29 protein-coding genes are annotated in these 25,486 nt (G+C 65.1%); 10 read left to right on the top strand and 19 right to left on the bottom strand.

All coding sequences use genetic code 11. The annotated features are described in order from the left end of the window. Positions 1–26: 26 nt before the first annotated feature. From ACVIW0_RS04030 to cysG, 6 genes are all read right to left on the bottom strand, one after another. Entirely contained in the window at positions 27–1,016 is a 990-nt protein-coding gene (locus tag ACVIW0_RS04030; RefSeq protein ID WP_461351151.1) for a sulfate ABC transporter substrate-binding protein, read from the bottom strand. Positions 1,017–1,248: 232 nt separating this feature from the next. Then, entirely contained in the window at positions 1,249–1,980 is a 732-nt protein-coding gene (locus ACVIW0_RS04025; RefSeq protein ID WP_461351150.1) for a phosphoadenylyl-sulfate reductase, read from the bottom strand. After that, complete coding sequence (locus ACVIW0_RS04020; protein ID WP_461351149.1) at positions 1,977–2,492, bottom strand: DUF934 domain-containing protein; 516 nt, start codon at positions 2,490–2,492, stop codon at positions 1,977–1,979. Before ACVIW0_RS04020 ends, ACVIW0_RS04025 begins: the two co-directional genes overlap by 4 nt. Further along, positions 2,479–4,134, bottom strand: a complete 1,656-nt coding sequence (locus tag ACVIW0_RS04015; RefSeq protein ID WP_461351148.1) for a nitrite/sulfite reductase — start codon at positions 4,132–4,134, stop codon at positions 2,479–2,481. Before ACVIW0_RS04015 ends, ACVIW0_RS04020 begins: the two co-directional genes overlap by 14 nt. A 27-nt stretch (positions 4,135–4,161) precedes the next feature. Continuing rightward, the gene (locus ACVIW0_RS04010) at positions 4,162–4,479 is read right to left on the bottom strand and encodes a DUF2849 domain-containing protein (RefSeq protein WP_461351147.1); all 318 of its coding nucleotides are present in this window, start codon (positions 4,477–4,479) and stop codon (positions 4,162–4,164) included. Next, positions 4,476–5,927, bottom strand: a complete 1,452-nt coding sequence (gene cysG / locus ACVIW0_RS04005; RefSeq protein ID WP_461351146.1) for a siroheme synthase CysG — start codon at positions 5,925–5,927, stop codon at positions 4,476–4,478. The genes ACVIW0_RS04010 and cysG overlap by 4 nt, the downstream gene beginning before the upstream one ends. A 247-nt stretch (positions 5,928–6,174) precedes the next feature. Between cysG and cysD the strand changes: the two genes are divergently transcribed. Both cysD and cysC read left to right on the top strand, forming a co-directional pair. After that, positions 6,175–6,969: a sulfate adenylyltransferase subunit CysD gene (gene cysD, locus ACVIW0_RS04000; RefSeq protein WP_461351145.1), complete on the top strand. Its 795-nt coding sequence runs from the start codon at positions 6,175–6,177 to the stop codon at positions 6,967–6,969. A gap of 24 nt (positions 6,970–6,993) precedes the next feature. Next, a complete protein-coding gene (cysC, locus tag ACVIW0_RS03995; RefSeq protein ID WP_461351144.1) occupies positions 6,994–8,913 on the top strand; it encodes an adenylyl-sulfate kinase in 1,920 nt (639 codons plus the stop codon). A gap of 145 nt (positions 8,914–9,058) precedes the next feature. Here cysC and ACVIW0_RS03990 read toward each other — a convergent pair whose 3' ends face one another. Next, positions 9,059–10,060, bottom strand: coding sequence for an AraC family transcriptional regulator (locus tag ACVIW0_RS03990; protein WP_461357237.1), 1,002 nt, complete (start codon positions 10,058–10,060; stop codon positions 9,059–9,061). Positions 10,061–10,140: 80 nt separating this feature from the next. Here ACVIW0_RS03990 and ACVIW0_RS03985 point away from each other — a divergent pair, with 80 nt between their 5' ends. Then, a complete protein-coding gene (locus tag ACVIW0_RS03985; RefSeq protein ID WP_461351143.1) occupies positions 10,141–11,376 on the top strand; it encodes an MFS transporter in 1,236 nt (411 codons plus the stop codon). 149 nt (positions 11,377–11,525) lie between these two features. Next, positions 11,526–13,688 (top strand): malate synthase G, encoded by a 2,163-nt coding sequence (locus ACVIW0_RS03980; protein WP_461351142.1) that lies wholly within the window; start codon positions 11,526–11,528, stop codon positions 13,686–13,688. A gap of 355 nt (positions 13,689–14,043) precedes the next feature. On the opposite strand, the gene ACVIW0_RS03975 is transcribed toward ACVIW0_RS03980, so the two are convergent. The 3 genes from ACVIW0_RS03975 to ACVIW0_RS03965 all read right to left on the bottom strand — a co-directional run bounded on the left by ACVIW0_RS03975 (position 14,044) and on the right by ACVIW0_RS03965 (position 15,824). Continuing rightward, positions 14,044–14,199: a Thivi_2564 family membrane protein gene (locus ACVIW0_RS03975; protein WP_021076357.1), complete on the bottom strand. Its 156-nt coding sequence runs from the start codon at positions 14,197–14,199 to the stop codon at positions 14,044–14,046. Between the two features lie 110 nt (positions 14,200–14,309). Next, the gene (locus ACVIW0_RS03970; RefSeq protein ID WP_461351141.1) at positions 14,310–14,942 is read right to left on the bottom strand and encodes a DUF2865 domain-containing protein; all 633 of its coding nucleotides are present in this window, start codon (positions 14,940–14,942) and stop codon (positions 14,310–14,312) included. A 27-nt stretch (positions 14,943–14,969) separates the two neighbouring features. Continuing rightward, positions 14,970–15,824, bottom strand: coding sequence for a L,D-transpeptidase (locus ACVIW0_RS03965; RefSeq protein ID WP_461351140.1), 855 nt, complete (start codon positions 15,822–15,824; stop codon positions 14,970–14,972). A gap of 220 nt (positions 15,825–16,044) precedes the next feature. Between ACVIW0_RS03965 and ACVIW0_RS03960 the strand changes: the two genes are divergently transcribed. From ACVIW0_RS03960 to ACVIW0_RS03950, 3 genes are all read left to right on the top strand, one after another. Then, positions 16,045–17,157, top strand: a complete 1,113-nt coding sequence (locus ACVIW0_RS03960; RefSeq protein ID WP_461351139.1) for an AI-2E family transporter — start codon at positions 16,045–16,047, stop codon at positions 17,155–17,157. A gap of 76 nt (positions 17,158–17,233) precedes the next feature. Next, positions 17,234–17,605: an ElaB/YgaM/YqjD family protein gene (locus ACVIW0_RS03955; protein WP_461345359.1), complete on the top strand. Its 372-nt coding sequence runs from the start codon at positions 17,234–17,236 to the stop codon at positions 17,603–17,605. Between the two features lie 133 nt (positions 17,606–17,738). Next, positions 17,739–18,176 carry a hypothetical protein gene (locus ACVIW0_RS03950; RefSeq protein WP_461351138.1) on the top strand — a complete coding sequence of 146 codons (438 nt, stop codon included), beginning with the start codon at positions 17,739–17,741 and terminating at the stop codon, positions 18,174–18,176. A 134-nt stretch (positions 18,177–18,310) separates the two neighbouring features. On the opposite strand, the gene ACVIW0_RS03945 is transcribed toward ACVIW0_RS03950, so the two are convergent. The 4 genes from ACVIW0_RS03945 to ACVIW0_RS03930 all read right to left on the bottom strand — a co-directional run bounded on the left by ACVIW0_RS03945 (position 18,311) and on the right by ACVIW0_RS03930 (position 20,651). Beyond that, the gene (locus ACVIW0_RS03945; protein WP_461351137.1) at positions 18,311–18,703 is read right to left on the bottom strand and encodes a hypothetical protein; all 393 of its coding nucleotides are present in this window, start codon (positions 18,701–18,703) and stop codon (positions 18,311–18,313) included. A gap of 416 nt (positions 18,704–19,119) precedes the next feature. After that, positions 19,120–19,296: a hypothetical protein gene (locus tag ACVIW0_RS03940; RefSeq protein WP_461351136.1), complete on the bottom strand. Its 177-nt coding sequence runs from the start codon at positions 19,294–19,296 to the stop codon at positions 19,120–19,122. 103 nt (positions 19,297–19,399) lie between these two features. Continuing rightward, positions 19,400–20,326 carry a DMT family transporter gene (locus ACVIW0_RS03935; protein WP_461351135.1) on the bottom strand — a complete coding sequence of 309 codons (927 nt, stop codon included), beginning with the start codon at positions 20,324–20,326 and terminating at the stop codon, positions 19,400–19,402. 103 nt (positions 20,327–20,429) lie between these two features. Continuing rightward, positions 20,430–20,651: a hypothetical protein gene (locus tag ACVIW0_RS03930; protein WP_461351134.1), complete on the bottom strand. Its 222-nt coding sequence runs from the start codon at positions 20,649–20,651 to the stop codon at positions 20,430–20,432. Positions 20,652–20,818: 167 nt separating this feature from the next. Here ACVIW0_RS03930 and ACVIW0_RS03925 point away from each other — a divergent pair, with 167 nt between their 5' ends. Beyond that, complete coding sequence (locus ACVIW0_RS03925; protein ID WP_461351133.1) at positions 20,819–21,073, top strand: hypothetical protein; 255 nt, start codon at positions 20,819–20,821, stop codon at positions 21,071–21,073. A 589-nt stretch (positions 21,074–21,662) separates the two neighbouring features. On the opposite strand, the gene ACVIW0_RS03920 is transcribed toward ACVIW0_RS03925, so the two are convergent. Further along, a complete protein-coding gene (locus ACVIW0_RS03920; RefSeq protein ID WP_461351132.1) occupies positions 21,663–22,223 on the bottom strand; it encodes a hypothetical protein in 561 nt (186 codons plus the stop codon). Between ACVIW0_RS03920 and ACVIW0_RS03915 the strand changes: the two genes are divergently transcribed. After that, positions 22,222–22,620, top strand: coding sequence for a transposase (locus tag ACVIW0_RS03915; RefSeq protein ID WP_461351131.1), 399 nt, complete (start codon positions 22,222–22,224; stop codon positions 22,618–22,620). The two genes, ACVIW0_RS03920 and ACVIW0_RS03915, sit on opposite strands and share 2 nt — an antisense overlap. A 665-nt stretch (positions 22,621–23,285) precedes the next feature. Here the strand turns inward: ACVIW0_RS03915 and ACVIW0_RS03910 are convergent. Continuing rightward, positions 23,286–23,408 carry a hypothetical protein gene (locus ACVIW0_RS03910; protein WP_461351130.1) on the bottom strand — a complete coding sequence of 41 codons (123 nt, stop codon included), beginning with the start codon at positions 23,406–23,408 and terminating at the stop codon, positions 23,286–23,288. A gap of 37 nt (positions 23,409–23,445) precedes the next feature. Further along, positions 23,446–23,622: a hypothetical protein gene (locus ACVIW0_RS03905; protein ID WP_461351129.1), complete on the bottom strand. Its 177-nt coding sequence runs from the start codon at positions 23,620–23,622 to the stop codon at positions 23,446–23,448. A 179-nt stretch (positions 23,623–23,801) separates the two neighbouring features. Here ACVIW0_RS03905 and ACVIW0_RS03900 point away from each other — a divergent pair, with 179 nt between their 5' ends. Continuing rightward, positions 23,802–24,056, top strand: a complete 255-nt coding sequence (locus tag ACVIW0_RS03900) for a hypothetical protein (RefSeq protein WP_461351128.1) — start codon at positions 23,802–23,804, stop codon at positions 24,054–24,056. Between the two features lie 26 nt (positions 24,057–24,082). Here the strand turns inward: ACVIW0_RS03900 and ACVIW0_RS03895 are convergent, their stop codons facing one another. Next, positions 24,083–24,223 carry a hypothetical protein gene (locus tag ACVIW0_RS03895; protein ID WP_461351127.1) on the bottom strand — a complete coding sequence of 47 codons (141 nt, stop codon included), beginning with the start codon at positions 24,221–24,223 and terminating at the stop codon, positions 24,083–24,085. A gap of 247 nt (positions 24,224–24,470) precedes the next feature. Beyond that, positions 24,471–25,199, bottom strand: a complete 729-nt coding sequence (locus tag ACVIW0_RS03890) for a TetR/AcrR family transcriptional regulator (RefSeq protein WP_461351126.1) — start codon at positions 25,197–25,199, stop codon at positions 24,471–24,473. Positions 25,200–25,486 lie beyond the last annotated feature (287 nt).

The following is a 25,486-nucleotide window of genomic DNA, read 5'->3' as shown; positions in this document are numbered from 1 at the left end:
CCCTGTTGAACCAGGCTATGGTTCGATCAGTTCTTGTAGATCTGATCGAAGATGCCGCCCTCGGCGAAGTGCTCCTTCTGCGCCTTGGTCCAACCACCGAAAACGTCGTCGATGGTGAAAAGTTCAACCTTGGCGAAGGATTTTTCGTACTCCCTGGCGATCTCGGGATCGCGCGGCCGGTAGGAGTTGCGCGCGGCGATCTCCTGGCCTTCCTTGGTATACCAGTACTTCAGATAGGCTTCGGCGACCGCGCGCGTGCCCTTCTTGTCGGCGACGCTATCGACCACGGCAACCGGCGGCTCGGCGAGGATCGACTGCGGCGGCGCCACGATCTCGAACTTGTCCGCGCCGAATTCGCGCAGCGCCAGGAAGGCCTCGTTCTCCCATGCCAGCAGCACGTCGCCGACGCCGCGCTCGACGAAGGTCACGGTCGAGCCGCGCGCGCCGGTGTCGAGCACCGGGACGTTCTGGTAGAGGTCGGCGACGAATTTCTTCGCCTTGTCGGCCGAGCCGAACTTCTTCTGCGCATAGCCCCAGGCGGCAAGATAGTTCCAGCGGGCGCCGCCCGATGTCTTCGGGTTCGGCGTGATGACGGCGACGCCGGGCTTGATCAGATCGTCCCAATCCTTGATGCCCTTGGGATTGCCCTTGCGCACCAGGAACACGATGGTCGAGGTGTAGGGCGAGGCGTTGAGCGGCAGCCGCTTCTGCCAGTCGGCCGGAAGCAGCCCCTTGCCCGCGACCGCATCGATGTCGTAGGCGAGCGCCAGCGTAACGACATCGGCCTGCAATCCGTCGATCACCGAGCGCGCCTGCGAGCCCGAGCCGCCATGCGACTGCTTGATCTCGACGCTCTTGCCGGTGTCCTTCTGATAGGCCGCGGCGAACGCCTTGTTGAAATCGACATAGAGCTCGCGCGTCGGATCGTAGGACACGTTGAGCAGCGAATAGTCGGCCGCGAAGGCCGAGCTCGCCCACAACAGTCCCGCAACCAGCGGCAGCATACGACGGATCATTTCGCTCTCCATTCAACCTGAGAATGTCAGGGAACACGTCAGACATAACTCACGGCGAAGCGGCTTTAAGTCAACGAAACCGGTTTTCTTTGTTTTCGGCGGCGCAGCGCGCTTCTTCTACGAAGGCGCCGCACCGCGAAGGCTTTGTCGTTCGGGTCTTTCTTGAGCATGATCTATTCGGAAGCCGCTACGCACTTTGCGCTAACGCGGCCCTTCGGGTCCGGATCATGCCCTACGACATCTTCGTCGTGTGGATACCGCATTCGGTCTTCGCCCGGCCACGCCAGCGGCCGTCGCGTGCGTCCTCGCCGGCAACAGCCCGGCTCGAGCAAGGCATACACCCGACCGACTGATATCCCGATGCGACAAGTGGATGCGGCGGGAGCTTGCCGAGCGTGTAGATCGCCTCGATCTCCTCGCGGGAGACGTTGGCGAACGGATTGAATTTCAGCCTGACGCCGTCGTCCTCGACCACGGGAATATCGGCGCGGGCACCGCCCTGGAAGCGCTTGCGGCCGTTGATCCAGCCGGCGAACGGCTTGAGCGCGCGCGCCAACGGCTCGACCTTGCGGATGCGGCAGCAGGCGTCGGGATCGCTGAACCACAGCTCGCGGTCCGGATCCTGGCGGGCCAGCGCCTGCTCGTCGGGCTTGATCGAGCGCACATCGGTGAGGCCGAGCGTCTTGATCAGCGTGTCGCGGTAAGCCAGCGTCTCCTCGAACAGCCAGCCGGTGTCGAGGAAGACCACCGGAATCGCCGGATCGACATCCGCCATCACCTTGAGCAGCGCGGCGGATTCTGTGCCGAACGACGACACCAGCGCCAGCCGCTCGCGGCCGACCGTCTTCAGCGCCGCCGCGATCACCTCGACGGGCGATGCGGTGCGCAGCGCGCGATCGAGCGCATCGGCGGACGGCAATCCGCTTGCCTGCGCAGGCGCGAGCTCTGGTGCGAGCGTGCTCACTGGCCAGCGCTCTCCGAGTGACGCAGCTGCATGCGGCGGTTCAGCGCGGTGACGCGGCCGTCGCCGGTCGGCTGGTAGAACACCGAATAGCGCTTCATGGTCGCGGCGAACGCATCGGCATCGGCATCCTTCTTCACCTCGAAGGCGTCGAAGCCGGCGCGCGTCATGAACACGAACTGGTCGCGCAGGACCTGCCCGGTGGCGCGCAGCTCGCCGTCATAACCATGGCGCTCGCGCAGCAGGCGCGCCTGGCTGTAGGCGCGGCCGTCGCGGAAGGTCGGGAACACCAGCGCGACTGAGGCCAGACGATCGAGATGCGGCACCAGCTCGTCGAGGCCCCGATTGTTCGGCCAGATCACGCCGACCTTGCCGGCCCGGCGCAGCAGCGCCTCCGGATCGGCGAGAAAGCGTTCGGCCGAGACCAGCACCGCGCCGTCGCCCGGCAGCTCGGCGCCGTCGGCGACGTGGACGAACAGGTCGGTCGTGATTCTTCCCTGCTTAACGAGTGGCATAGACCCGCTCCCTGATAGGCTCGACACCCAGACGCTTCACCGTATCGACGAACAATTCCTCGGGACGGTCGCGCAGCGCGAGATAGGCTTCGACAATGTCTTCGATCACGTCGGCGACTTCCGCATAGGGAACGGCCGGGCCGATCAAGGTGCCCAGCTGCGCGTTCTCGTCGGCGCGGCCGCCGATCGTGATCTGGTAGAACTCCTCGCCGTTCTTCTCGACGCCGAGAATGCCGATGTGCCCGACATGGTGATGGCCGCAGGCATTGATGCAGCCGGAGATGTTGATGTGCAGCCGACCGATCAGGTCGGCGGTGTCGTGGTTGGCAAACCGGCGCGTCAGCTCCTGCGCGATCGGGATCGAGCGCGCATTGGCCAGCGAGCAGTAGTCCAGCCCCGGGCAGGCGATGATGTCGGTGACCAGGTTGACGTTCGGCGTCGCAAGCCCGAGCCGGTCGAGCGCCTTGAACAAGGCCGGCAGGTCGCGCTTGGCGACATGCGGCAGCGCCAGATTCTGCTCGTGGCCGACGCGGATCTCGCCGAACGAATATTTGTCGGCGAGGTCGGCGACCGCATCCATCTGCTCGGCGGTGGCATCGCCGGGCGGGCCACCGACCGGCTTCAGCGACAGCGTCACGATCGAATAGCCCTGCACCTTGTGCGGGGCGACCGAGTTCTTGCGCCAGCGCTCGAACAGCGGATCATGCGCGGCCTGCTTCAGCTCGTCCGGCATGTGCGGCAGCTTTTCGTAAGCCGGGTAGGAGAAGCGCGAGCGAACCTCCTCGATGGCAGCATGATCGAGCGTCAGCCCGACATCGCCCATCGCCTTCCACTCCTCGTCGACCTCCTTGGCGAACTTCTCGATGCCGAGCTCGTGCACCAGTATCTTGATGCGCGCCTTGTAGATGTTGTCGCGGCGGCCGTACTGGTTGTAGACCCGCAGGATCGCCTCGATGTAGCTGAGGATATCGCGGCCCGAGACGAACGGCTTGATGGTCTTGGCGATGAACGGCGTGCGGCCGAGGCCGCCGCCGACCAGCACCTCGAAGCCGGTCTCGCCGTCGGCATTCTTGTGCAGGCGCAGGCCGATGTCGTGGATCTTGATCGCGGCGCGGTCATGTTCGGACGCCGTGATCGCGATCTTGAACTTGCGCGGCAGGAACGAGAATTCCGGATGCAGCGTGGTGTGCTGGCGGATCAACTCCGACCAGATCCGCGGATCCTCGATCTCGCCGGGCGCGACGCCGGCCCACTGGTCCGACGTGACGTTGCGCATGTTGTTGCCCGAGGTCTGCATCGCATGGATGCCGACTTCGGCGAGGTCGGCCAGCGCGTCCGGCAGCTCGGCGAGCTTGATCCAGTTGAACTGGATGTTCTGCCGCGTGGTGAAGTGGCCATAGCCGCGGTCGTAGCGGCGCGCGACATGGGCGAGTCGCCGCAGCTGCTTCGACGACAGCGTGCCGTAGGGGATCGCAACGCGGAACATGTAGGCGTGCAGCTGCAAATACACGCCGTTCTGCAAGCGCAGGATCTTGAATTCGTCCTCGGTGAGCTCGCCGGAGAGGCGGCGCTTCACCTGGTCGCGGAATTCCGAAACACGCTCGTTGATCAGCGTGCGGTCGAGTTCGTCATAAGCATACATGTTCGATGAGCCTTACGCCGGCGCGCCTTACGCGGGGACCTGGAGATCGATGGTGACGCCCTTGGCGCGGATCTGTTCGCGGAGGTTGCCGGGCTTGACCTTGCCGCCATCCTTGAGTTCGACCGGCGCGATATAGGCGCCGACCGCACCGACGTCGTCGGCGGTGGCTTCGGCCAGCAATGCGCGGGCATCGTCGGAGGTGCTGACGATGGCGGAATCGGCGAGTTCGGTGGACCAGCCTTGCTTGGCGGTTCGGTATACGACGGCGCCATCCCAGGTGCGGTTGGCGGTCACCACCGAGGGGCCCGTGATCCTGATTTTCTTCTGTTCGAGCGGAGAGGTCATTCGGCAGCTTTCAGCAGTTCGGAGAACATCTGGTTGGAGAACAGTTGGGTGACGTTGGATCGGCTCCACGGCGCGGAATGCGCGACCACGTCGCCGATGATGAGGACGGCGGGACCGCCATCGACCTGTTTGACCAGTTCAGGCAGCCGCGCCAGCGTGCCGACCGCAGCCTTGGCGTCCGGCCGCGTTACGCGCGCGAACACGCCGACCGGCGTCTCCGGCGAGCGGCCCGCGGCCAGCATGCCCTCGCGGATTGCGGGCGCCGCGGTCATGCCCATATAGACCACGACGGTCATCTTCTTGTCGGTCAGCACCGACCAGTCGACGACTTCGGCATCGCGCGCCTTGTGCGCGGTCAGGAAGGTGACGCGCAGCGCCTCGTGCCGGAAGGTCAGCGGCACCTCGAACTGCGCGGCCGCGCCGAGACCGGCGGAGATGCCGGGAATAATGGAGTAAGCGACGCCGGCGTCGCGCAGCGCCTCGATCTCCTCGCCGCCGCGGCCGAAGATAAAGGGATCGCCGCCTTTCAGCCGCACCGCGCGCTGGCCCGACTGCGCGGCCTCGATCATCAGGCGGTTGATGGCATCCTGGCCGATGCCGGGCTTGCCGACGCGACGGCCGACCGGGACGCGCGCGGCATCGCGGCGGATGCGGTCGAGAATTTCAGGTGACACCAATTCGTCATAGAACACCACGTCGGCGTCCTGCAGCGCGCGCAGCGCCTTCACCGTGAGCAGGTCCGGATCGCCGGGGCCGGCCCCAACCAGCGTCACATGACCGACGGCCTTGCCTTCCGTATCGGCGCCGGCGAAAGCGGCGGGGTCGGAAATTGCGTTCAGCGCCTGCTCGGCCTCGCCGTCGCGGCCGGCCAGCACCAGCGCGCCGATCGGGCCGTCGATAATGCGTTCCCAGAAACGGCGGCGCAGCGGAAACTCCTCGATGCGCGCATGCATCGCTTTGCGGAAGCGGCCGATGAAGCCGGCGAGATCGCCAATCCGCGCCGGCAGCACCGCCTCGATCTTCTCGCGGATGCGGCGCGCCACCACCGGCGACGTGCCGCCGGTGCCAACCGCGACCACGACATCGCCGCGATCGACGATCGCCGGCATGATAAAGGTGGAATGCACCAGGTCGTCCATGACGTTGACCGGCAGGCCAATCGCCTTGGCACGCACCGACACCGCAACACCGATGTCACCGGCACCGGCGCAGAGCACGGCGATGACATCGGAAAGATCTGCCGTCAGCGGATCGCCCGCGGCGCGCTCGATGCGCGCGGCGTCCTCGGCCGAGATGCCCGCAAGCTCATGATCGCCGTCGGTCGCGTACCAGCGCACGGCCGCGCCGACAGCCGCGAGCAGCCGCAACTTGGCGCGCACCAACTCGCCCGCTCCAACGAGCAGCACCTTGCCGCTTTGCAGATCCAGAAACACCGGCAGATATCGCATCAGACACTCGCTTCCCCAATTTGGGGGTTGACTGAAATTATTTTCTATTTATCTCTCGATCAAGCCCGATAAAGAGAAAATTATTTCTTCTCTATTGCGGCGCAACTTTAGAATTTTCAACTCCACAGGCCAAGGCCAAGAGATGCATCTTCTCGACAACGAATCCGCCGCTGCCGGAACGCGCTCCGCAGCTCTTGGTCAAGCACCTTCCGTGCCGGGAATTTTGACCGATCAGGCCCCCCCGACCATGGATCATCTCGACGAGCTCGAGGCCCAGAGCATCTACATCCTGCGCGAGGCGTTCGCCCGGCTGAAGAAGCTGGCGCTGCTATGGTCGCTCGGCAAGGATTCCAACGTGATGATCTGGCTGGCGCGCAAGGCGTTTTTCGGCCGTGTCCCGTTCCCCGCGATGCATGTCGACACCGGCAAGAAGTTTCCGGAGATGTACGAGTTCCGCGACCGCTTTGGAAAGGAATGGGACCTCGACCTGCGTGTCGAGCCCTGCCCGCCGATCGACAGCGTCGACCCGACCCTGCCGCCGGCCGCGCGTTCCGCCGCGCGCAAGACTGAGGGCCTGAAGCTCGCGCTCAACAAGTATGGCTTTGACGGATTGATCGCCGGCATCCGCCGCGACGAAGAGGCGACCCGCGCCAAGGAGCGCGTGTTCTCGCCGCGCGGCCTCGAAGGCGAATGGGACGTCCGCGACCAGCCGCCGGAGTTCTGGGATCACTTCAACGCCTCGCCGCCGCCGGGCGCGCACTTGCGCATCCATCCGATCCTGCATTGGACCGAGGCCGACATCTGGGCCTACACCAAGCGCGAAGGCATTCCGATCATCCCGCTCTACCTCGCCAGGGACGGCAAGCGCTATCGCTCGCTGGGGGATCAGGACATCACCAACCCGGTGGCGTCGACCGCATCGAGCATCGATGAAATCCTGGCTGAACTCGAGAACACCAGGATTCCTGAGCGCGCCGGCCGCGCGCTCGATCACGAAACCGAGGATGCGTTCGAGCGGCTACGTGTCGCCGGCTATCTCTGATTCAAGTTTGCCGTGAGTGCTCTGATGAACATGATCCTTCCCACCGCCGCGATCTCGGCGACCCCAAACGGCACCACCCGTCCCCAGGTGCGTATCGTCATCGTCGGCCATGTCGATCACGGCAAGTCCACTTTGGTGGGACGCCTGCTGCATGAGACCGGCAGCCTGCCGGACGGCAAGCTGGAGATGCTGAAGGCGGTCAGCGCGCGGCGCGGCATGCCTTTCGAATGGTCGTTCCTGCTCGACGCGCTGCAGACCGAGCGCGACCAGGGCATCACCATCGACACCACCCAGATTCGTTTCCGCACCCGCTCGCGCGACGTCGTGCTGATCGACGCGCCCGGCCACGCGGAGTTTTTGCGCAACATGATCACCGGCGCCTCGCAGGCCGACGGCGCGGTGCTGATCATCGATGCGCTCGAAGGCGTCCGCTCGCAGACGCGCCGCCACGGCTATCTCCTGCATCTGCTCGGCGTGAAGCAGGTCGCGGTTGTCGTCAACAAGATGGACCGGGTCGATTTCAGCGCCGACCGCTTCAACGAAATCAGCGAGGAAATTTCGGCGCATCTGGTCGGTCTCGGCGTGACACCGACCGCGGTGGTCCCGATCTCGGCGCGCGACGGTGACGGCGTCGCCGAGCACACGCCGCGGATCGGATGGTACAAGGGACCGACCGTGATCGAGGCGCTCGATGCGCTGGAGCCGGCACGGCCGCTGGCGGAGCTGCCGCTGCGGCTGCCGGTGCAGGCGATCTACAAGTTCGACGATCGCCGCATCGTCGCGGGACGCATCGAGTCCGGCAGCCTGAAGGCCGGCGACGAGATCGTCATCACGCCGGCCGGCAAGATCGCCAGGATCAAGACCGTCGAGAGCTGGCCGGTGACGCCGCTGCACGGCCCGCAGGGCGCCGGGCGCTCTGTCGGCATCACGCTCGACCGCGAATTATTCCTCGAGCGCGGCGACATCATCGGACATGCCGGGCAGAGCCCGCGCGACACCCGCCGCATCCGCGCGCGGATCTTCTGGCTGCACGACAAGCCGCTGACTGAGGGCGAACAGATCCTGATCCGGCTCGGCACCAAGGAAAGCCGCGCCACCGTGGTCGCGATCGAGAAGGCGGTCGATCCCGGCGCGCTGTCCAACGAAGAGAACACCGCGATCGCACGCAACCATGTCGGCGAGATCGACATCTCGCTGGCGCAGCCGGTCGCGACCGATCCCTACACCGACAATCCGCGCACCGGCCGCCTCGTGATCGAGGTCAACGGCCGCATCGCCGGCGGCGGCCTCGTGCTGTCGGTCGACGCCGGCCGGCCCGCGGTGCCGGTCGATATCGTACCGGTAGAATCCGCGCTGCGACCGGATGAACGCTCGGCGCGCTACCACCACAACGGTGCGGTGGTCTGGCTGACCGGCCTGCCCGGTTCGGGCAAGTCGACCCTGGCGCGTGCGCTGGAACGCCGCCTGTTCGGCAATGGCGGCTCGCCGATCCTGCTCGATGGCGACACTGTCCGCGCCGGGCTGAACAGCGATCTCGGCTTCTCGCCACAGGATCGCGCTGAAAATATCCGCCGCCTCGCCGAGGTCGCGACCCATCTGGCACGCAACGGTCACATCGCGATCGTCGCCGCGGTGTCGCCGTCGGCCGCTGACCGCGCGGTTGCGCGGCGCATCGCCGACAGCGCGTTCCGCGAAGTCTATGTCGCGACGCCTGCCGAGGTCTGCGAGACCCGCGATCCCAAGGGCCATTACGCCAAGGCCCGGTCCGGCGGATTGCCGTCCTTTACCGGCATCACCAATGACTATCAGCCGCCGACCGGCAACGAACTGACCATCGACACCTCGAACCGCTCGGTCAGTGACGCCATCGACGAGATCGAGCGGATGCTGGCCACGACCGGCATCCTGTTCGACGAGCTGACCGACCTCGCGGCGAATATCTGATCTCGCTCACCTGTCATCGCCCGGCTCCGACCGGGCGATCCAGTATTCCAGAGAGAGCAATTACTGAACCGATGGGCCGCGGCGTACTGGATGCCCCGCTTGAAGCGGGGCATGACAGCGGTGTCGAGAACGGTCCGGTTGATACCTATTCCGCCGCGCGTTGGCTTCCGACCGCGTGTCGCACCATCCCCGGCGATCGCCCGGTGATGCGCTTGAACGCGCGGCTGAACGCCGCCTGTGACGCATAGCCCAGGCGTTGCGCGATCATGTCGATCGGCTGGCGTTCATGCTCGATCCATTGTGTCGCAAGGCGCATGCGCAGCTCGGCAAGATAGCGCAGCGGCGATTGCCCGGTCATCGACTGGAAGCGCTCGGCGAACAGCGAGCGTGAGCAGCCTGCCTCCGCCGCCAGTTCGGCCACCGTCCAGTTGCGGCCGGGCGCCCGATGCAGCGCACCAAGGGCGCGGCCGAGACGCGGATCACGCAACGCCTCGAACCAGCCGACGGCGTTGTCGCCGCCGCATTCGACCCAGCCTCGCACGATCGATGCGGCGAGAACATCGGCGAGCCGCGCGGTGACACCGACGGAGCCGGCCCGCGGCGTGCAGGTCTCCCGCTCCATCGCCTTCAGCATCGGTTCGATTTCCGGCTGGCGGACAAGCAACGTGTCGGCCCGCATCACCTCCGGCATCAGGGCGATGAGCGGGCGCATGCCGCCGAGGTCGAAATTCATGCAGGCGCTGAAGACCAGAACCGACTCGTCTTGCGGGCATCCTTCAGGACAGGCCGACGTCACATCGACATTGCCGCACAGCGTCTCGGTCTTGAAACGCTCGACGTCGCAACTCGGCTCGTCCGCGGCCGAGACGAGATCATGCGCGCCGCCGCGCGGCAGGAAAATCGCATCACCGCATCCAAGCGGCAGCAGCGTCGCATCGGCGTAGCGCAGCAGCGCCGTGCCATGGGCGACGAAGTGGAATTGTGCGCGTCCATAGGGCGTCTCAAAGCGCAGACCGAAGGGCGCCCTGGTCTGGATCCGGCGGTAGTAGACGCCCTCAAGCCTCATGCCGAGCAGCAATTCGCTGACCAGGTCGATGGCGGCGTCAGTCGTATCGGTGACACGCGATTTGGACGATCGATCAAACATTGGAGCGTTTATGGCATAGATTGTCCAAAACCTCCAGCCTATGTCTGCGGCAACGCAGCATAAAATGGAAGTTTTGGTCGATGGATCAAGAACTGGACCCAGCTCTGGCGCACACCGATGTGGTCGCGCCGGTGCCGCGCGACGTCGCGCTTGAGACGCTCCCATCGCAAGCACCCGCCTGGGGCGCGGTCGCCGCCATGATGCTGGGCGTCACCGCGCTGCTGACGGCGGAGTTCCTGCCGTCCGGATTGCTGACGCCGATGGCGAGGGATCTCGGCGTGAGCCCAGGGCTGGCCGGTCAGGCGGTGACGACGACCTCGCTGGCCGGCCTGGTGGGCGCGCTGTTCACGCCGACACTGACACGCAACTTCAATCGAAAGCCGGTGCTGCTCAGTTTCGCTGTTCTTCTGGCGATCTCCAACCTGCTGGTGGCCCTGGCGCCGAACATCACCTTCCTGCTCACCGCGCGGATCGTGCTCGGGCTTGCCCTCGGCGGCTTTTGGGCGATGGCGGCTGCGACGACGATCCGACTGGTGCCGACGCCGCTGGTCCCACGCGCCCTATCGATCGTGATGAGCGGCGTCCCCGCCGCCATGATCATCGCCGTGCCGCTTGGCAGCTATCTCGGCGAGGTGATGAGCTGGCGTGCCGTGTTCCTGCTGGCGACGGCATTTGCCGCAATAGTGTTCGTCGTGCAGGCATTGGTCTTGCCGCGTCTGGCTCCAAGGGGAGAAGCCGGGCTCGGCACCTTGATCGAAATCCTGTCACGGCCGGGGATCGGCGCCGGCATCCTGGCGGCAACCCTGGTCTTCACCGGACATTTCGCCTATTTCGGCTACATCCGTCCTTTCCTCGAAATCGTGACCGGGCTGAGCGCCGCTGGTGTCGCCGCGACGTTGCTTGCCTTCGGCGTCGCCAACTACCTCGGCTCCTTCGTGAGTGGCCTGCTGGCTGAGCGCAAACTCAAGCTCACGCTGATCGCGATGCCGCTCGCCATCAGCCTGATCGGCCTGTTGCTCGCCGCTTACGGCGAGGACGTCGTGCCCGCTCTGGTGCTGGTCGCGCTCTGGGGCTTCGCCTTCAGCGGCGTGCCGGTGGCGACGACGACCTGGATCACCCGCATGGTGCCCGACGAGACCGAAAGCGGGACCGGAATGACCGTGGCCTCGATTTTCCTCGGCATCACCACAGGTGCGGCCGGCGGCGGGCTGGTCCTTGACCTGATGGGCGCGCCGGCGGTGTTCGTGGCAGGCGCAATCCCCCTGCTGCTCGCCGTGTTGCTGATCGCCGCCAAGGTGCGGACCAGGCTGCCCTGACCTCCCCGCGTGAAGGTAACAGGCAGGGGCCTTCTCAGAGCCGTGGCTTTAAGGCTAAAAGGGCCGTGAACGCGGCCCTTTGGCGCGTTTTTTGCTGATTTCTTTCGAAAGCAGCGCCTAAACGCCCCATTTCTTTGAGAAAGCCCATCATGACTCGTGTCGATGCCCATGGATTGAAGATCGCCCCTGTCCTGTTCGATTTCATCGCCAAGGAGGCGACGCCGAAAACCGGGATCGCGCCCGACGCGTTCTGGGCAGGACTGGCCGCCATCCTCCAGAAGCTCGGCCCGAAGAACCGCGAGTTGCTCGCGGTCCGCGACACCTTGCAAGCCAAGATCGACGACTGGCATCGCGCCAACAAGGGCAAGGCGTTCGACATCAACGCCTACACCACGTTCCTCAAGGACATCGGCTATCTACTGCCGGAGCCCGCGACCCACAAGGTCGAGACCGCCAATGTCGACGAGGAAATCGGCAAGATCTGCGGTCCACAGCTGGTGGTGCCGCTGACCAACGCCCGCTATGCGCTGAACGCCGCCAATGCGCGCTGGGGTTCGCTGTACGACGCCTTCTACGGCACCGACGCGATTCCGCATGATCCGAGCGAGAGCGGAAAGGGTTACAACAAGGCCCGCGGCGACAAGGTGATCGCGAAGGCCAAGGCGTTCCTCGATGCGGCCGTGCCGCTCGCGACCGGAAGCCACACCGACGTGACCTCCTACGCCGTGATCGCGGGCCAGCTCTCGGTCAAGCTGAAGAGCGGCAATTCGACCGCGCTGAAGAACGGCGCCCAGTTCGCCGGCTACCTGGGCGACGCCGCCCAGCCGACCGCGATCCTGCTCGTCAACAACGGCATGCATGTCGAGGTCAAGATCGACCGCAGCAACGTCATCGGCAAGGACGACCCGGCCGGCGTTGCCGACATGATCCTGGAATCGGCGGTCTCCACCATTCTCGACATGGAAGATTCGGTCGCCGCAGTCGACGCCGAAGACAAGGTGCTGGTCTATCGCAACACGCTCGGTCTGATGAACGGCACGCTGTCGGCCGATTTCGAAAAGGGCGGCAAGACGCTGACGCGCTCGCTCAATGCCGACCGCGTCTACAAGAAGCCAGACGGCAGCGAGCTGAGGCTGCACGGCCGCAGCCTGCTGTTGATGCGCAATGTCGGCCACCACATGTTCACCGACGCCGTGCTCGACGCCAAGGGCGAGGAAATCCCGGAAGGCATTCTCGATGCCGCGGTCGCCGGCCTGCTCGCGATCCACGACCTCAAGGGCAATTCCAAGGTCAGGAACAGCCGCACAGGCTCGGCCTATATCGTCAAGCCGAAGATGCACGGCCCCGACGAGGTGACGCTGACCTGCGACCTGTTCGCGGAGGTCGAGAAGATGCTCTCTCTGCCGGAGAACACGCTGAAGGTCGGCATCATGGATGAGGAGCGCCGCACCACGGTCAACCTCAAGGCCTGCATCCAGCGCGCCTCCAAGCGCATCATGTTCATCAATACCGGCTTCCTCGACCGCACCGGTGACGAGATCCACACCTCGATGGAAGCGGGTCCGATGATCCGCAAGAACGACATGAAGGCACAGCCGTGGATCAAGGCCTATGAGGACTGGAACGTCGACAACGGCCTGATCGATGGCCTGCCCGGCCATGCCCAGATCGGCAAGGGCATGTGGGCCGCGCCCGACAAGATGGCCGACATGCTCGCCCAGAAGATCGGCCATCCACAGGCCGGCGCCACCACGGCCTGGGTGCCGTCGCCGACCGCGGCGACGCTGCACGCGCTGCACTATCACCAGGTCAACGTGATCGCGCGCCAGCAGGAGCTCGCCAAGGGCGGGCCGCGCGCAAAACTCTCCGACATCCTCACCATTCCGGTGTCGCAGTCGAACTGGGCGCCCGACGACGTCAAGCAGGAGATCGACAACAACTGCCAGGGCATCCTCGGCTACGTCGTGCGCTGGATCGACCAGGGCGTCGGCTGCTCCAAGGTGCCTGATATCCACGATGTCGGACTGATGGAAGACCGCGCCACGCTGCGCATCTCGAGCCAGCATCTGGCGAACTGGCTGCATCAGGGTGTCATCACCAAAGATCAGGTGATGGAATCGCTGAAGCGCATGGCCGTCGTGGTCGACAAGCAGAACGCCGGCGATCCCCTCTACAAGCCGATGGCACCGTCGTTCGATGGCGTCGCCTTCAAGGCGGCCTGCGACCTGATCTTCGAGGGCCGCACCCAGCCGAACGGCTACACCGAATACATCCTCACCGCGCGCCGTCGCGAGGCCAAGGCCGCCGGCTGATCCGCAAGCGAGCGCAACGACAAGCAAAAGCCCCGGCGATGAGCCGGGGCTTTTTTGTTGGCGATGCGCTGCTGCATTAGTGCGCGGTGAGCTGAGCTCGAGCGGCGACGGCGCTGCGCTCCCTCGCCCCGTTCTTACGGGGGGAGGGTTGGGGTGAGGGGCCGTATCCGCATATTCGGTGATAGCTTAGTTTGCGGAGACTTCCCCTCACCGGAACGCATCTAACGATGCGTCATAGCCGAAGCTCTGCTTCGGCGTTCTTGAGAACGGCCGCCGAAGGCGGCCTACGCCTCTCCCCGCAAGCGGGGCAAGGTGAAGCGGAGTCCGTTGCTTGATCGAAGTGAATCATCTTGCGCTAGAACACCGCGAGATATTTCAGCAGCGAGACGATGCCGATGATGATGACGACGACGCGCGCGATCTGCTTGGCGCGGCCATCGAGCGGCAGCATGTTGATGAGATAAAGAACGAGAATAATGACAAGGAAGGTGACAAGTACGCCGACCAGCATGCGGGGCCCCCTGAAGGCATCGATGAATGCGCTATTCGCCCTTTGCCAACGTGCAGGCGCGAGGTCGGTTCCGACCAGGAACCGATATCGGCGGCATCAGATGATCGACGCTACTCGCGCGCCACCACTGGCGGCTGGCCATATTTGGCGCGGATGCGCTCAGGCGCCGGCGTGAAGTTGAGCGAAGCGCCACGCCGGTCCTGGCGGCTGACCGACATCAGCCCATCCTTGCCGGCGACGATGTCGCCCTTGCGCAAGGTCGGATCATTTTCGATCTGCACCGCGGCGAGCCCGACCGGGTCCTTGCCGTTGCAGGTGCAGCCCGCGACGATCGCGTCGCGATAGCGGTATGCGTTCGGCAGCTCGGAATACGGCTTGCCGTCCTCCGTCGCGGCGTTGTCGATATTGCCGCCATAGACCACTTCGGTTGCGGCCGCCGGGCAGAAGCTGTTGCAGCTTTCCGCCTTGCTCTGGCTGCCGGTCGCAGCCAGCGGGAAGTAGCGGCCGTCGCAGGTCCGCACGCAATAGGCCTGACCGCCGTCATAACGCGCGCGACGCTCGGCCCGCGGCATCATCGGTGCGGGGCCGTCATCGAACGGCATCCGGATCACCGGCGGGCGGCCCTGCATGAGGCCGCCGAACAGTTGCGAAAAGAAATCCTGGGCTTGCGCCGCGGACGCCAGGGACAGGCCGAGCAACGCCGCCGTCCCAAACGCCCACCGCGTTACATGCTGCCTTGCCATCACCGACCCTCGGTTCAACGCCGAATGTCAGTACAACGAGGAAGCGGTCGGAATGTTCATCGCCTGACGGCCGGACGGAAGCGTCATGACAGCGGGACGCGGCTGCACCGGCGCCCGGCGAACCGAGACCTGCGTCGCGGCCGGGCCGAGCTCGCGTGCCGCAAGGTGCGGCGCGTTCTTCGGCAGCACCACGACCTTGGTGCCGACATCGACCCGGCTGAACAGGTCGGAAACGTCCTCATTGGTCAGGCGGATGCAGCCCGACGAGACGAACTTGCCGATCGTCGTGGGATCGTTGGTGCCGTGGATGCGATACTCGCTGGAGCCGAGATACATCGCGCGCGCGCCGAGCGGGTTGCCCGGGCCGCCGGCCATGAAGCGCGGCAGATAGGGCTGGCGCTTGATCATCTCGGCCGGCGGATGCCAGTCCGGCCACTCGGCCTTGCGGCTGATCGTCTGGGTGCCGGCCCAGGTGAAGCCCTCGCGGCCGACGCCGACGCCGTAGCGGATCGCCCGGCCGCCGCCGAGCACGTAATAGAGCGCGGTGTTGCCGGTATCGATAATGACGGTGCCGGGCGCCTCCGACGTATTGAGCGCCACGGTGGTGCGGCGCAACCGCTGCGGCAGCGCGCCGTCCTCGCCGACTTCGGTCGAGGGATTGGTCATCACCTCGTCGGACGGGAAAGCGCCCGGCTGCGTCGAGGCATAGCCGAGCGCAGAAGAACTGACTTGAGAGCTGACTTGAGAACTGACTTGGGCGTTAGCCGAGGTGGTGACAATGAACGGCGTCACGAACAGGACGCTGGCGAAAGCAAGAGTGCGAGCATGGGTGCGCGCAACGCGCGACGCAAGCCGGCGGCTGGAGAGAGACGGATGTGTCATGTGCTGCCCCTGGACGGGATGCGCATCGTGGTGATGCGATGCCAGGTCAACGCGCATGGCCGCCAGAGAGTTCCGCCGCGAATCGTCATGAAGTCGCGATTGTCAACCCGCTGCGTCTCACGAAACCGCGATGGAACCTTTGCTGGGACAACGCCGTTGTCACGCGCAATTTGATACGAAATTCATTTGTCCTCGTGCGGGAGGATGCGGGAGGAATCGGGTGCGCGCCTTTCCGGGTGAAATTCTGGTTGGCCATGCGCCCGAAGGCACGCCCCTCCCCGACAGCAACGCCGAGTTGCCACCGGTCGTCAGCCGTGCCGAGGTCGTCGCCTTTGCGCTGGTCGCGCTGCTGGTCATTGTCATCGTCGGCGTGCTCTATCTGGCGCGCGCTTTTTTCCTCCCGATCACCATGGCTTTCATCGTCGGCACCATGCTGTCGCCGGCGGCGAGCCTGCTCGAGCGTTACCGGATTCCGCGCGCGCTCGGTGCGGTACTGCTTGTGATCGCGGCCGGCAGCGCCGTCGCTTTCATGATCGGACTGATCGCCTCTCCCGTGATGGAGTGGAGTTCGCGGCTGCCCGAGCTCGGCGCGATCCTGAGGCAGAAGCTGCACGTGTTCGACCGGCCGCTCGCGCTGTGGCAGGAATTGCAGAGCATGGTCGGCGGATCCGATACGCTCGCCAGCTTCCAGATGCCGAAATTCGAATGGGTGCAGCCGACGCTGGAATTCCTGTCGCCGACATTCGCCGAATTCCTGCTGTTCATCGCCACCCTGATCCTGTTCGTCGCGAGCTGGAAGGATCTGCGCCGCGCGCTGGTGATGACTTTCCGCGAACGCGAGGCACGGCTGCGCACACTGCGGATCCTCAACGAGGTCGAGGTCCATCTCGGCAACTACCTGCTGATGGTGACCATGATCAATGTTGGCGTCGGCATCATCACCGGCGCGATCTGCGCGGTGACCGGCATGCCCAATCCGGCGGGGCTCGGCGCACTCGCAGCGACGCTGAACTTCATTCCGATCATCGGCCCGGTCGCGATGTTCCTCGTGCTGGTGGTGGTCGGCATCATCTCCTCGCCGACGATCGGCGCGGGATTGATCGCGGCGGTCTGTTTTGCCGTCGTGACCTTCATGGAAGGACATTTCGTGACGCCGACGATCGTCGGCCGCAGGCTGTCGCTGAATGCGCTCGCCGTCTTCCTCGCGCTCGCATTCTGGACCTGGCTGTGGGGGCCGATGGGCGCTTTCCTGTCGTCGCCGCTCCTGATCGTCGGATTGATCGTGAAAGAGCATTTGATGCCGGTCAATTCGCCGCAGCTGCCTGAAGGGTAACCACAGTTTCGCACCTGGAACTTTGCGAGATGCGAAGCGTTTTTCCCGCAACACGCCAATGATGCGGGAGCCTCCGATGTCGAGCACGGACAGCGTATTTGGGATCAAGAACATGACCGACAAAGCGACCTACGAACGCCTGGAAAAGGATGTCACCGCCGTGAAGAACGACATTGCAGCCCTGACCGAGCAGATCACCGACGCGCTGAACTCGTTCGCCAACAACGCCGGCAAGCAGGCCCGCCGCCGCTACAAGGAAGCGCGCGCCAATGCGGAAGATGCGCTCGACGACGTGTCGGAGCGCGGCAGCGCGATGATGGGCGCGGCGCAGGACGCGGCGTCTTCGATCGAGGAGACGCTGGAGGACGTGATCACGCAGCGGCCGCTGGCGACCGTCGGCCTCGCGGTCGGCCTCGGCTTCTTGATCGGCCTTACCTGGCGGCGCTAGGCAACCAACCATCCCTGAGACATGGTGGCGATCATGCGCAAACCACCGTTCTGGACCAGATGGCAGCGCTGGCGCGCTGCCGCCTCGTTCGTTGATGCGCTTTTCAGGGCGAGGTTCAAGGCGAGGCTGGTCGATGCTTCAGCGGCTGATCGATGACGTCAAGGAGTCCACCGGCAGCGCGCTGCGGCTGACGTCGCTTGCCGCGGCGGCTGCGATCGCGCTGTTCATCACCATCGCCTTCCTGTGCGCAGCCGCCTTCGTCTACGTGTTGCAGCACTACGGACCGGTGGAAGCGTGCCTGTCCGGCGCAGCACTGTTCCTGGTCGTTACATTGATCGCCGCCGGCGTCTACACGGTGCGCAAGCGCGAGATGCGCCGGCGCGCCGAGAAAGCCGCCAAGGCCGCCGCGGCCAATGCGTTTTCCGATCCTGTCGTGGTGGCCACCGGCCTGCAAATCGTCCGGGCCATCGGTGTGAAGCGCCTGATCCCGATCCTGGCGATCGGCGGCCTCGCGCTCGGCCTGATGGCAAGTCGCGGCGCTGCGGGCGGCGAGGCGGAAGAGCAGGAATAACGTCCTCCACCGTCATTCCGGGGCTCGCGAAGCGAGAGCCCGGAATCCATCGGGCCGCATATCTCGCGGTGAAATGGATTCCGGGCTCGCGCCAAGCGGCGCGCCCCGGAATGACGGTGAGATAATTGGTGTTCTCAGGTCACGCAGCGGCCGGGCTGCAGCAGCTTGGCCACTTCGGTCAGCACGCTGACCACGGGCTCGCAGGCCACCTTGCGGGTATCGCCGGGGCGGGCTCGGGCGGGCGCTGGGGGATGATTGCGGGCCTCTTCCCGCGCCACGGGGACGCGGACCAGGACCGACGTGTCGGGCAGCCGATCGACCTTCAGCGCCACGGTCCGGCTCGGCAGGCCGGTCGCCGGAGCCACGGCACGATCGGTCTTGGCGGCACGGTTGACGGCGAGCTCGGGCGCCAATGCGGTCGTAACCTGCTGGCCGCCAATGAGATCGTGGCCGGACGCCAGTTGCACCGCGCCAAGCGTCAAGCCGACCGCCAACGCAGCGAAAATTGCCTTTTGCTTATTTGACATGGTGAATGTCCCTCGCCCCATGGAAATTCCCGTTGGCGATCCCGGACACAACGCGAACGAAACCTGCAGGGTTCTCGCGTCCGGCCATCACTTAACCGTGTACGAAATTATTTTCACCCGCACGGAACGAGTCCGGGGGGATGCGAGTCATGCAAGGAGCCGGTTATTCCCCCTGCCCCATTGACCGGCGACGTAGGGCGCGACCGTGGTGATGCCGGTCGCGCCCTGCTCTTTTTTGGCGGTGCTTTTCGAGGGCCGCCGCGCGCGATGCGTCAGCCGGGCTTAGCTGTCGCATGGGGGAAATCGCGCGAAAGAGCAGTCCGCTCGCTGCCGAGAGGACCGCTTCAGGCATCGTCGCTTGTCGGGGCGTCCTGGTATCGAACGACTGTTACCTCGCGGGCTCTGGCTCCCGGCGCTTATTTCGCAGCGGCCTTCCGGGACTCTGCTGCTTCGCGCGCCTGCCGCTCGGCCTTGAGGCGCTGGAAATTGTCGTAGAACGCCTTCTCGTTGGCGCGATGCTCCTTCATCGCCTGCGACGCGTCTTGCTGACGCTGCGCATCACGGTCCTTGCGCTGCTGGGGAGTCAAATTCATACGCCACTCCGATAAAGTATTGAATCGCCGATGGATTCAACGCACGAGCCGGCAAGAGGTTGCATCGGGATTGAGGCTTGCGGCAGCGGGTAAGTTTGCCGGGCTATTTGCGCAGGCTGGCCCAGACGCCGCCGAGGATCAAAAGGCCGCCGATCAGATGGATCAGCTTCGGCGGCTCGCCGAGGATCAGCCAGGACAGCAGGGCGCTCGCGATCGGCGCGACATAGAGCACCAGCGACGTCCGCACCGAGCCGAACCGTGCGCCGAGCCAGGCGAAGCCGGCATAAGCGGCGAGACCGGGCACCAGGCCGGCGAAGACATAGGCCTCGAATGCCCTGGCGTTGAGCACCGCCGCCGGCGCAGCCCACATCTCCTGCAGCGCCGGCGGCAGCGAGCACAGCGCGCCGGCCGCCGAGAACAGGCTGACCCGCGCCAGCAGCGAGGCGCGCGGCGCGACGCGCGATTGCACCAGCGTGTAGCCGGACCAGCCGAGCATCGCGCCCACCACCAAAAGATCGCCCCAGGCCGCGCTTGACTGCGTCAGCGTGTCCAGATGGCCGCCGGAGACGATCAGCAGCGCGCCGGCCAGCGCCAGCGCGGTGCCGAGCCATTGCAGCGGACCGATATGCTCGATGCCGAGCGCCGCCGAGATCAGCAGCACCATGATCGGCGACAGCGCGAAGATCAGCGCGATATGGATCGCGGTGGTGGTGATGCCCGCGATGTAGACGGGGCCGCCGCACAGGAACATGCCAAGGAAGCCGGCGGCGAGGATCGGCCAGAAACTCTGCGCCAGCGGGATCTTGCCGTCGCGGATCGCCACGATCGCAAACGGTGCCAGGCCGATGGCGATGATGCTCCAGCGGAAGAAAGCCAGCGAGAACGGCGGCACCGAGCCGGCAAGGCCGCGCGCCAGCACCTGGTTCGACGCTTGCCCGACCGCGACCAGGATGAAGCCGGTCAGCGCGACCGCGTCCTCCCAGCCCGTCGCCGGGCGGCTGGCTTGCGCCTTCGGCAGTTCCGCATCCATGACACCTCCCTCAAGCCGGTGCGCCGCGGCGCGCGCTACCGCTCCGCGGCCTCCCGCTCCATGTCGCGGTCCTGACGCGGCCCTGCCCCGGCGAGTCCCGCTGCTAGTTCTTGAAGCGTTGGTCCAACTGCGGCGGCGGGTAGCTGCGCCGCTTCGCCTTGAGATATTCGCGTGCGAAATGGATGCCGATCCCGATCAGGAACGGCGGGGCAAGCGCGGCAGCGATCATCAGCGCGGTGATCGACTTCGGCGTCAGGATGTCCAGCACCATCGACGCCAGCAGCCACAGCGTGGCAGCAATCACCGCGACGTCGACATGCTTCATTCCCCGGTCTTTCCTTGGTCCCTGACCGCCATCCAGGTTCCATCCTACCGGCTGGTCCCGCGCGCGCCAAGGATTCCGGCGGCAAACGATACCCGTGGCCCTTCACTTTTTGGAACGGCGCGCGCGCGGCCCACGTTGGCCTGTGGCAACCAGACGCGGAGGCTACCATGGGGAACTCCAGTGACATCCACAGCGGCGTCGACCATCCCGCCAGCCGTAACGGCGTCAATGACCCGGTCGACGGGGTCGACGTGAAGCGGACGTTCGACGACAACCAGACGCCGCACGAACGGGCGCAATGGGCCGCCGATGTCCGTGCCGACGCCTCGCCCCGGAGCGGGGAAGCATTCCTTCCCGAGGCGCTGCGGCGGCCGCCGACCGCACCGCTCAATCCGCGCACCGGCCGCCGTTCCACCGACTAGCCGGACCGTCGCAGGGGGCGAATCCAAAATCTCGCAAAACAACCCCATGCAAAGGAGCCGGCGGCGGCCGGCGTCCGAACCAAGCGACTCGACACGTCGGGCAACTCAGGGGCATACTTCTAATATTCAGAAATCACGCCTCGCCTTCGCGGCGGCGCTTAGTCGCATCTTGCTCTCGCGTGTCGCGAGACACGGAAATCCATCCGTCTATTCGACCCGTCATCCTGAGGCGGCCGCTTCTTCAGCGGCCCTCGAAGGATCGACGGCCCGGCTGGTGGCCGTGCATCCTTCGAGACGCCCGCAAGTGCGGGCTCCTCAGATCCTATGGGGCGGCGGGTGGTCAAGAGAGGTTAGGATTGGATTGCAAACCACCCAGCCTCGGAGGACCAAGATGATCAAGCTCGATCGCATTGACGCACCCGCCACAGCGGAGCATGCCACGGTTTACCTGGCTTTTGAACTGAGCAAGGCGAAATGGAAGCTCGGTGTGTTGCTGCCGGGTTCCCAGAAACTGAGCCGCTACACGATGGGCGGCGGTGATCTGGTGGCCATGGCGGCCCGGCTTGCCGCGATGCGCAAGAAGGCTGCCTCAAGCGGCCGGCCGGTCCGCATCATGTCGTGCTACGAAGCGGGCCTCGATGGCCATTGGCTGCATCGCTGGCTGACGCAGCAGGGCGTCATCAATCATGAGATCGATCCCTCCAGCATCGAGGTGAGCCGTCGCGCACGGCGCGCCAAGACCGACCGGATTGATCTGGAGAAGCTGATGCGGACCTTCCTCGCCTATCTGCGCGGCGAGCCGCGGGCGTGCAGCGTGGTGCACGTGCCGACAGTTGAGGATGAGGATCGCAAGCGCCGCAGCCGCGAACGCGAGCATCTGATCAAGGAGCGCACGGCTCACCTCAACCGCATCAAGGCACTCCTGCACGGACAGGGCATCCGCGATGTCAATCCACTGGATCGCTCGTTCATCGAAAGCCTTTGCAAGCTGCGCACTGGTGACGGTCACCTGCTTGCCGTGCGGCTGAAGGAGGAGATTGCGCGCGAGCACGAGCGGCTGCGGCTGGTGGTCCGGCAGGTCGCCGAGCTCGAGGCCAAAAGCCGCGCCGAGCTGCGCCGCGCAACCTGGCTCGCCGGAAGAGAGGATCATGCAGCTCATCGACCTCAAAGGCGTCGGCCCGGTCGGCGGCCAGGAGCTGGTCAACGAGGTGTTCTATCGCGACTTCGACAACCGCCGTCAGGTCGGCAGCTACTTCGGCCTCACCGGCACGCCCTACGACAGCGGCGAGCGAAGCCGGGAGCAGGGGATCAGCAAAGCCGGCAACCGGCGGGCCCGCGAGCTCGCCATCGAGCTGGCGTGGCTCTGGACGGTCCATCAGCCGGATAGCGCGCTGACGTGCTGGTTCCGCGAGCGGGTGCGCAATCTCAAGGGACGCGTCCGGCGCATTGCCATTGTCGCCCTGGCGCGCAAGCTGATGGTGGCGCTGTGGCGCTATCTCACGACCGGCGTGATCCCCACCGGCGCCGTGCTGCATCCGACCGTGTGAACGGCCACGCGCAATGAGGGCCGACGTGAGCCAGGACAGACGCGTGACCGTCGTCATCCAGGGGAGCAAACAACCCGCTCTCTCAGAGGGGTCCCGTCCTTGCTGGGCTCTGCCTTCACCCGTGCATGAAAGATCAGGGTACCGGGCCACGTGCCCGACCGGATACAAGGTGATGCGGTGTTGCCGCATTGTCGTTCACGGCCCAGGCCTCGCCTCACGTCGAACCCGTCATCACGCGCGTTGTGCGGGCGCCATTATGGCGCTGAACTCGGCGCGCTCAAGGCCGCTAACGCGCCGCCTCCGGCGGTGGCCTCCGGCAAGCCTTGACCCCGCCTCACTTCAGCGCCCAAGACCACCCCCAACAAACAACGCCCTCTTGACACATCACTCCCCATACAAGGATGACGGAAAGGGGAGCAGGTAGCTGACCATCAAGCCGCGACGCCCGCACCAGCAGAAGGCCACCGACCAGCGCCACGAGGTGAACCAGGAAGTGGGGCACGCGCTGCGGATCGGCTGTGACGCATGCTCCTACCGACGCTGTCGCGCCCAGTAGGAGCATGCGCCTTGCGGCGATTATCGGGAGACTCCATCCCCTCAACGCGAGGATGGCAGGCGAGCGGAGCGGCGGGAGCAAGTGGACGCCGCGCCGCTCCGGTGTTGGCTCATGTGGTCGTCGACAACATCGTGTTGAGCTCGACGGCTGCCTTCAGCTGTTCGATACGCGCAATAATCTGTTCGCGCGCGGCGCCGCGCGGAAGCTGCGCGAGCTGGGTCTCGAGCCGCACGCGGTGCTCCTCGAGCCGCTGCTCGAACGTATGTGGCTCAGACCGTTTCCGCTTTCGAATCGTTCTCTCCATTGTCCACCTTCGGAGGTTGTAGACCGGGACTGTTGGCCCAGCGGTCCAGTTGATCGATGACGCGCGCATGGCTCGGGCGCCGTGGTTCAGGCGCTTTCGGTTCGTCGGATAGTTTGCGGGGTAGCTTGACGTCGTTGGTCATGGCACCTCTCCGGCGAGCTAACGAAACAGGCGCGTCACCGTTCCATTTATTTTTTTATTAAGTTACTGATTTTACTTGATAAATTTACTCATACGCTGTTTTTGTCTCAAGCGATGGAACCCAAGGCAAGTTGGTCGGTTTAGCAAATTACTCATTCAGCTAAGTCTGGGTATTTTCCGATGAACGAGCTGCGGGCCGAGCGATTGCAAGTGATGCTGTCGCCCGAGGAATTAGCTGCCCTCGACGATTTCCGCTTCAAATACCGCATGCCGACACGCGCTGCGGCGGTCCGCGAGCTATTGAAGCTCGGTCTGGCTAGCAGCGGCATCGATGGGGTAGCTGGCGTAAAATCCAGTGACTACGGGGTGTTCGATCGGGGGCCCGACGGGCACATCCAGGTCGATATCCAAGGCGATGCGCCGCGAAAGGATTGATGGCGCGTTGACCCTGGCGAGGGTTTTCAGCCAAAGATGAGGAGGTCCACGACCGCCTTCAGGGTGCAGACCACGAGCGCCGACGTGAACATCGCCGTACCGAGATCCGCGAGATAAAGCAGTTGCGCCCTCTGCTCCGCGTCGAGCCGCGCGATCGCCTTACGCATGGCCAAGCTCCCTTTCGGGGAGAACGCGGCGCGCGAACGACCGTTCCTTTGGCCGCAGCTCGGGCCCGCTGCAGCGCCAGCGTCACGCCGCCGAGCGTCAGCACCATGGCACCGATCTCGCGGACCCCTAAGGGTTCGCCGAGGATGATCGCAGTCGACACCGGCCGATCACCGGCACCAGCAGCGTGCCCGTCGACGCCGATGTCGGCGGCAGGCGGCGCAGCGTCTCGAACCGCGACTCACCCTGTCAGGCAAAGGTGCCCGCCGTGATCTTCGGCCAGCCCTCGCTTTTCCGTGCGGCGGCAAGCTTGCCGGTCCAGGCATCGACCAGGCTTGTGATCAGCAGGCGGCCGGTGCCGCGCATGTCGGGCAGCTTCATGGTCGGCGTGCCGAGCGTCAGCGCGACCACGCCGTGAATCGCCGCCAGCAGTGCGGTCGCCAGCCGCTGCGGCAGGCCCGGCGCCGGCTCGGCACCATGCGCGGCGAGATACTCCCGCACCGAGATCACGAACAGTTCGTAGCTGCGGCGCGCGATCTCGGTCTCGCCGAAATAGACGCCGTCGGGAAACCGGCGGTCCTCGACCGTACCGGACATCGAGAACAGCGAACGGAAGTGATCGGGATTGTCGGCCCAGTAATCGAGATAGGTCTCCATCACCCGCCGCAGCCGCAGATCGCTGTCGGCCGTCTGCGCGCGGACGTGGTCGAGCCGTTCGGCAACCGCCTCAAGGTTCTGTTGCTTCACCGCGAGCAGCAGCAGCAGCTTGGTCGGATAATATTTGAGGACGGTGCCCTTGGAGTAGCCGATCGCGTCGGCGATCTTCTGGATCGACACGGTCTCGAGCGTGCCGGCGGCGAACTCCTTGCGCGCGGTCTCGAGGATCAGCGCCTTCAGCGCCTCCTTGTCGGCCTCCTGGCGCGCCCTGCGCTGAAAGCGCCGCCCGCCGCCCTTGCTGGATCGCTCCTCGATCGACATCGCCGTCTCCTAGAGCATGATGCGATTGGGTTGAGCTGGAACGGCGTCGAAACTTCACCTCTCCCTTGGGAGAGGTCGATCTGCGCAGCAAATCGGGTGAGGGGTTACGACCCATCGAGAGAGCAAGGGCCCTCACCCGGATTGCTTCGCAATCCGACCTCTCCCCAACGGGGAGATGTGAACGAGACCGCGCCAAGCGATTCACTCGAATCTTGCCGCGCTTTAGAGCCTTTTCCGTTCCGATGGAATTGAAACGAGGCGCCTCTTGCCATAAGCAAATTAATTGA

The organism is Bradyrhizobium sp. USDA 4454 (assembly GCF_054822705.1).
Note: the sequence above shows the minus strand (reverse complement) of the source record. Positions and strands in the feature narration are given on the sequence as shown.

Bases quoted from the DNA above. Each gene is read 5' to 3' on its own strand.
- ACVIW0_RS04030 (WP_461351151.1), bottom strand. From the start codon at position 1,016: ATGATCCGTCGTATGCTGCCGCTGGTTGCGGGACTGTTGTGGGCGAGC.
- ACVIW0_RS04020 (WP_461351149.1), bottom strand. From the start codon at position 2,492: ATGCCACTCGTTAAGCAGGGAAGAATCACGACCGACCTGTTCGTCCAC.
- ACVIW0_RS04015 (WP_461351148.1), bottom strand. From the start codon at position 4,134: ATGTATGCTTATGACGAACTCGACCGCACGCTGATCAACGAGCGTGTT.
- ACVIW0_RS04010 (WP_461351147.1), bottom strand. From the start codon at position 4,479: ATGACCTCTCCGCTCGAACAGAAGAAAATCAGGATCACGGGCCCCTCG.
- cysG (WP_461351146.1), bottom strand. From the start codon at position 5,927: ATGCGATATCTGCCGGTGTTTCTGGATCTGCAAAGCGGCAAGGTGCTG.
- cysD (WP_461351145.1), top strand. From the start codon at position 6,175: ATGGATCATCTCGACGAGCTCGAGGCCCAGAGCATCTACATCCTGCGC.
- cysC (WP_461351144.1), top strand. From the start codon at position 6,994: ATGAACATGATCCTTCCCACCGCCGCGATCTCGGCGACCCCAAACGGC.
- ACVIW0_RS03990 (WP_461357237.1), bottom strand. From the start codon at position 10,060: ATGTTTGATCGATCGTCCAAATCGCGTGTCACCGATACGACTGACGCC.
- ACVIW0_RS03985 (WP_461351143.1), top strand. From the start codon at position 10,141: ATGGATCAAGAACTGGACCCAGCTCTGGCGCACACCGATGTGGTCGCG.
- ACVIW0_RS03980 (WP_461351142.1), top strand. From the start codon at position 11,526: ATGACTCGTGTCGATGCCCATGGATTGAAGATCGCCCCTGTCCTGTTC.
- ACVIW0_RS03975 (WP_021076357.1), bottom strand. From the start codon at position 14,199: ATGCTGGTCGGCGTACTTGTCACCTTCCTTGTCATTATTCTCGTTCTT.
- ACVIW0_RS03970 (WP_461351141.1), bottom strand. From the start codon at position 14,942: ATGGCAAGGCAGCATGTAACGCGGTGGGCGTTTGGGACGGCGGCGTTG.
- ACVIW0_RS03965 (WP_461351140.1), bottom strand. From the start codon at position 15,824: ATGACACATCCGTCTCTCTCCAGCCGCCGGCTTGCGTCGCGCGTTGCG.
- ACVIW0_RS03955 (WP_461345359.1), top strand. From the start codon at position 17,234: ATGTCGAGCACGGACAGCGTATTTGGGATCAAGAACATGACCGACAAA.
- ACVIW0_RS03950 (WP_461351138.1), top strand. From the start codon at position 17,739: ATGCTTCAGCGGCTGATCGATGACGTCAAGGAGTCCACCGGCAGCGCG.
- ACVIW0_RS03945 (WP_461351137.1), bottom strand. From the start codon at position 18,703: ATGTCAAATAAGCAAAAGGCAATTTTCGCTGCGTTGGCGGTCGGCTTG.
- ACVIW0_RS03940 (WP_461351136.1), bottom strand. From the start codon at position 19,296: ATGAATTTGACTCCCCAGCAGCGCAAGGACCGTGATGCGCAGCGTCAG.
- ACVIW0_RS03935 (WP_461351135.1), bottom strand. From the start codon at position 20,326: ATGGATGCGGAACTGCCGAAGGCGCAAGCCAGCCGCCCGGCGACGGGC.
- ACVIW0_RS03930 (WP_461351134.1), bottom strand. From the start codon at position 20,651: ATGAAGCATGTCGACGTCGCGGTGATTGCTGCCACGCTGTGGCTGCTG.
- ACVIW0_RS03925 (WP_461351133.1), top strand. From the start codon at position 20,819: ATGGGGAACTCCAGTGACATCCACAGCGGCGTCGACCATCCCGCCAGC.
- ACVIW0_RS03915 (WP_461351131.1), top strand. From the start codon at position 22,222: ATGCAGCTCATCGACCTCAAAGGCGTCGGCCCGGTCGGCGGCCAGGAG.
- ACVIW0_RS03920 (WP_461351132.1), bottom strand. From the start codon at position 22,223: ATGATCCTCTCTTCCGGCGAGCCAGGTTGCGCGGCGCAGCTCGGCGCG.
- ACVIW0_RS03905 (WP_461351129.1), bottom strand. From the start codon at position 23,622: ATGACCAACGACGTCAAGCTACCCCGCAAACTATCCGACGAACCGAAA.
- ACVIW0_RS03900 (WP_461351128.1), top strand. From the start codon at position 23,802: ATGAACGAGCTGCGGGCCGAGCGATTGCAAGTGATGCTGTCGCCCGAG.
- ACVIW0_RS03895 (WP_461351127.1), bottom strand. From the start codon at position 24,223: ATGCGTAAGGCGATCGCGCGGCTCGACGCGGAGCAGAGGGCGCAACTG.
- ACVIW0_RS03890 (WP_461351126.1), bottom strand. From the start codon at position 25,199: ATGTCGATCGAGGAGCGATCCAGCAAGGGCGGCGGGCGGCGCTTTCAG.